Source organism: Protofrankia sp. CiT1 (assembly GCF_917627335.1).
In the GTDB taxonomy this organism is placed as follows: Bacteria; Actinomycetota; Actinomycetes; order Frankiales; family Frankiaceae; genus Protofrankia.
The window spans coordinates 1-4,463 of sequence record NZ_CAKJTP010000006.1 but is presented as its reverse complement, the minus strand read 5'-3'; the positions used below and the strand labels follow the sequence as shown (position 1 = coordinate 4,463).

The window sequence follows — 4,463 nt, the reverse complement described above, 5'->3', positions numbered from 1 at the left end:
CAGCCGCGCGGAGCCCGCGGCCGATTCGCGAATCCACTGAGCCGCCTCGGGCCAGGGCTCTCCGGCACACGGTCACGATTTGACCGACCGCTCTCTGGCGGTGTTGGCACGGCCAGTGGTGTGTCGCTGACGCGGCCGCGGGCAGAGCCGCAGGTGAATCACGGAGGGATCTGAACGTCTTCGTACGCTGGGCCGCGGCGTGCCCGCGGAGATATTCGCGCGCCGCGGCCGGGTGCCACCGATACCCGGCCGCGGCGCGCGAGGCGAAGCACGGTTTCCTCCTCGAATCGCCACCCGGTCCGACACGGCCGGCGGCGCGGGTCAGTCTCCTGCCACAACGGTTCGTCGGCGCGGCACACGGGCGTGGTTGAGCGGTCCAGCTGTTCGCTCGCCTTCCTGAAGAGATAATCATGTCGATCGGGGTCACGACCGTCTCGGGAAGGTCTTCGCGGGAACCTACGCGTCCACGACGTCTGGCCTGGCCCCGAGGTAGGCACCCGTCCCTCAATCCTCCATGATAACGATCATACTTCTGACCTGCGGGTTTATCTTCGGGCCACTGATCATCCCTGGAGGGATTGAAAGGCCTGGCCGCCGCATCGGCTGAGCCATCCCCACCCCGCCGACGACCTACGGGAATCATTCACAATGACAGTAGGTCGGCAGGGACGCCCTTATACCGCTCGCAATCGGCGGTGAGGATCGGCAGGCCCGTCGCGATCACCAGTACTGCGGCGTGGGTTGCGGGCCAGCCTAAGCGTGGGTGCTGTACGCGGAGGGTGTCGAGGTGGTCGATGCGGCTCAGCCCGCAGATGTCGATCGCGCCGGTAGGCGCCGCAGCTATGGATATCGGCGAGGTGCCCCGCGATGGCGGGACGGGCTGCCGTGACTTCAGCCAGGCATAAGCTCGACGGTGTGGCAGCGCGCCGAGTGCTGGCGGCGGTAACGCAGCTGTCGAACGATCCTCGTCCCCACAAGCTCCGAGCACTCGTTGGTGAGCCTTCGGGTGTGTTCCGGCTCAGGGTGGGCGACTACCGGGTGATCTACCACGTTGAGGAGGGCCGCCGCCGGACACGCACGGCTGGCGAGGTTGCCTCCCCGCTCGCTGGCACGCCCTACGACCTACGTCACGCGGCGGTCTCGACCTGGCTCAACGCTGGGGTCCCACCGACGCTGATCGCCGAGTGGGCCGGGCACTCCGTCGCGGTCCTGCTGCACGTCTACGCGAAGTGCATCGTCGGCCAAGACGTGGCCGCGCGGCTCCGCGTCGCTGCCGCGCTTGGTCTGTCGGCGGCCCCATGATCGCGACCGCGTATTGTCCGCGAGCGACCGGCGATCGGCAGCAGCAGCCGGGAACGACCGGCGGACGTGGGATGTCGATGCGATCTCCGCAGAGCCGCAAAAACCCTTGCGGCATAGCGCTTTTCTCCTGGTCAGAGCGGAGGGCGTGGGATTCGAACCCACGAGGAGCGTTGCCACCCCTAGCGGTTTTCAAGACCGCCGCCATCGGCCACTAGGCGAGCCCTCCTGACCTGCGGAAACGCTGTCAGGCTACGTCCGGCTCGCCGGGGTCTGCCTGCCATGTACCCGCCATGTGCTGTCCCAGGATCTCACAGCCCCCTCAGGAGCTGTCGGCCGCATCGTCAGCCCGCTCCGGCCAGGCAACAGGGGACGCGGCGTCGCGAGGTTGGGGCACGCACCTCGCTTCGTCGAACCGTCCGCGGGCACGCTCCGGGAAACAAACGAGTCCACCGTCATCGAGTTCCACGGCTTCGGTCGGTCGGCGGAGCGAGCCCAGCCCCGCGGCCCAGCCCGGTGGCAACGGCTGCCGGTGCCGCCGCAGGGCCGCGGGGTGATGTCGGGTCAGGCGGGTGTGCCGCCACGCCGCCGCGCCCGCCGGATGGCGCCGAGAGCCACGTCAAACATGAGGAAGGCCAGCAGGGTCACACCGAGAACGGGCAGTGCCCAACCAGCGGCAGCGGTGAGCACAATCCCAATGACGAGCGCCGGTCGCGGCAACCCACGCCAGGTCCCGCGTGCCGGAGCCGGACCGACGAGCGCCCGCCGTTCATCACGGACGGGCCGCCGCTGCCACCACATCCGATAACCCCAAATGATCATACACAGCAGGCCAACCGCCAAAGATGCGAGGAGCAGCTGGTTGGCTAGGCCGAACAGCAGGCCCATATGCGCGGCGACCCCGAGCTTGGTGAGTTTCGCGAGCAATGGGTAGTCAGCCCAGTCGGCCCGAGAGATGATCCGGCCATCGGCGGGATCGACCGCGACCTGGCTGAGCCGCACCGGCCACAACTTGTCGGTCTGGGCAACGCTCCAGGCCACGCCCGGCTTGGCGGGCAGGTCGATCTCGACCGGTCCGTCCAGCCCGGCCCCACGCGCCGCGGTGAGGACCCGGTCGACCTGCCCGGTGACGCCCGCTTCACCAACGCCCGCTTCACCAACGCCCGCTTCACCGTTACCGGTCACGGAACCGGCCTCGGCCGTACTCGTGGCGGCCATCGCATGGCCCGCGTGGGATGCGGCCACGACGGGTGTAGGCAGGACGGTGTCGAGCTCCGGAGCGTGCGCGTGCAGCGCGTCCAACACCGAGCTGAAATGCGCACCAGCGTACCGCGACCAGGTCAGGCCGGTAGCAGAAAGAAATAGCAGGCCAACCACAAGCCACACCCCGACGCTGCCGTGCCAGGCCATCGTGCGGCGTCGGCCCCGCACGCCCAGGTCGGGCAGCAGCACCCGCCGCACCCGCCGGGAGTTACGCCATCTGAGCACCCACAGAACCAGGCCACCACCGACCACCACCCACAACCAGCTTGCCGCCACCTCGGAGTACTGCCTCCCGAACGCGCCGAGGTGCAGGTTGCGGTGCAGGTCATCGAGCCATGTGGTCAGCGGAGTACTCCCCCACCAAGTGGTCAGCGCTCCCTGCGCCTGGCCGGTGTACGGGTCGACGTAGACGGTGCGCTGCTTCTCCCCGAGGCCGGGCACGTCGAGCACGACGCGGGTGGTCCGGTCGGCGGCGTCAGCGGGCAGGACGGCCGACACGGTCCCCTCCGGATGGACGGCCCGAGCCGCCGTGACCTGCTCGGCGAGCGGACGCGGATGCGCCCCGACCCGATCGACATACAGCTCGTCCGCGTAGACCAAAGCGTCGAGCTGCGGGGTGAGGGTGTAAGCGAGCCCGGTGAGCGCGGCCATCACCAGGAACGGCGCAACCAGCACGCCCGCGTAGAAGTGCAGCCGTACCAGCAGCCGGCGCGTCCCGCCGACCGCTCGCGACGGCGCGGCAGCGGGTCCTTCGCCGGTGCCAGTACCGGTACCGGTACCGGTGCCAGTACCGGCGTTGGCCGCCGGCGCTGGCACCGGGATGGGAGAAACAGGATGAACCGAAGGAGTGACGGGCTCGTCCGGGGACAGCCCGAGATGATCGACAGTGGTCATATGTGTCTCCAGGACAGCGGAACAGGAGGAAGTCACGAGGGCATGCGGCGACCGCATCCCACCTGCAAAGATCAGAACTGGGCGCGCTAAGTGATCGGCAACGGTCGGCGACAGGCCCGACCAGCTATCGAAAAACACCGGCACGAGGGTGCGCGGCAAGCTGGTCGGGTTGCGGTAAGGGCCTGTTGTGAATCGAGGATCCGGCCGGCGAGTCGCGTTCAGGTGGTCTCTGGCAAGACGGGAGCCCGCACCGATACTGGCTGGGTCCTATCGGTGTGGCCAGCAACGAAGCCAGGCGCCAGCTGGGTGTGAATCACCCAGAAAAAGATCCAAAACAGGTGCTGAAAACGGGTGGCCCCCTGCGGGTGACCACATGGAGGAGCAGGGCAGGACGTGACACCCGCCGCATCCACCAAACGGGCGGGATCAGGTCGGCGGCGCGCGGGCGGGCAGACCCGACATGGCGTCGCAACAGCCGGCGGGCGACCCGGCGCGCGGCGGTCGCGGCACCCCGCGCCGCCCGCCACAGCAGCCGTTCCCCGACCGCGAGCCAGCAGGCGAGGACAACCGCGGCCAGCAGGTGCGCGATGGCCATCGCGGGCCCACCGGGCAGCAGGTCCACACCCGGCACCGCGCTCTGTGACACCATGTCGCCCGCATGGGTGATGGCGGTCACGCCGCTCGAGCCGCCGCCTGCGGCAGCGCCCACGGAGACGTTCGCGATACCGGCGGGTTCGGTGACGGCAAAGGCGAAATGCAGGCCCGCCTGCACCCCGACCACCACGGCGGCGAGTCGCCGGACGGACATCCGTCCCTTGGCCGCTCCCCAGCAGACCCGAGCGGTCACCAGCGTCCCGAACCCCATGACCGACAGCGGCGGCAACCGGCCGCACGCCACGCTGTGTCCGGCAACCGCCAGCAGGACAGCCAGGACCGCCACCGCCGCGGCGCGCACGCCCCGGCCGACGGGTGTCGCGGCCCAGTTCACAAACCCAGACCTTAGAGCG

Annotated in this window: 2 protein-coding genes, 1 tRNA gene and 2 pseudogenes; 2 read left to right on the top strand and 3 right to left on the bottom strand. The window is 69.3% G+C overall.

The features are described from left to right. Positions 1-867: 867 nt before the first annotated feature. Both MJ785_RS22115 and MJ785_RS22110 read left to right on the top strand, forming a co-directional pair. A pseudogene (locus tag MJ785_RS22115) lies at positions 868-1,050 on the top strand (type II toxin-antitoxin system RelE/ParE family toxin); the annotation flags it as partial. A gap of 42 nt (positions 1,051-1,092) precedes the next feature. Further along, positions 1,093-1,302 (top strand): annotated as a pseudogene (locus tag MJ785_RS22110) (integrase); the annotation flags it as partial. Between the two features lie 137 nt (positions 1,303-1,439). Here MJ785_RS22110 and MJ785_RS02155 read toward each other — a convergent pair. The 3 genes from MJ785_RS02155 to MJ785_RS02145 form a co-directional block, all read right to left on the bottom strand. Then, positions 1,440-1,528: transfer RNA gene (locus MJ785_RS02155), tRNA-Ser, on the bottom strand. Positions 1,529-1,863: 335 nt separating this feature from the next. Continuing rightward, on the bottom strand, positions 1,864-3,456 hold the full coding sequence (locus MJ785_RS02150; protein WP_239379964.1) for a PepSY domain-containing protein: 1,593 nt from the start codon (positions 3,454-3,456) through the stop codon (positions 1,864-1,866). Positions 3,457-3,769: 313 nt separating this feature from the next. Beyond that, positions 3,770-4,463 (bottom strand): hypothetical protein (locus tag MJ785_RS02145; RefSeq protein WP_239379963.1); only part of this gene is annotated, 694 nt, incomplete at its 5' end.

What these genes read in the sequence shown, in the direction of transcription:
- MJ785_RS02150 (WP_239379964.1), bottom strand. Translation starts at nt 3,456, where the DNA reads ATGACCACTGTCGATCATCTCGGGCTGTCCCCGGACGAGCCCGTCACT.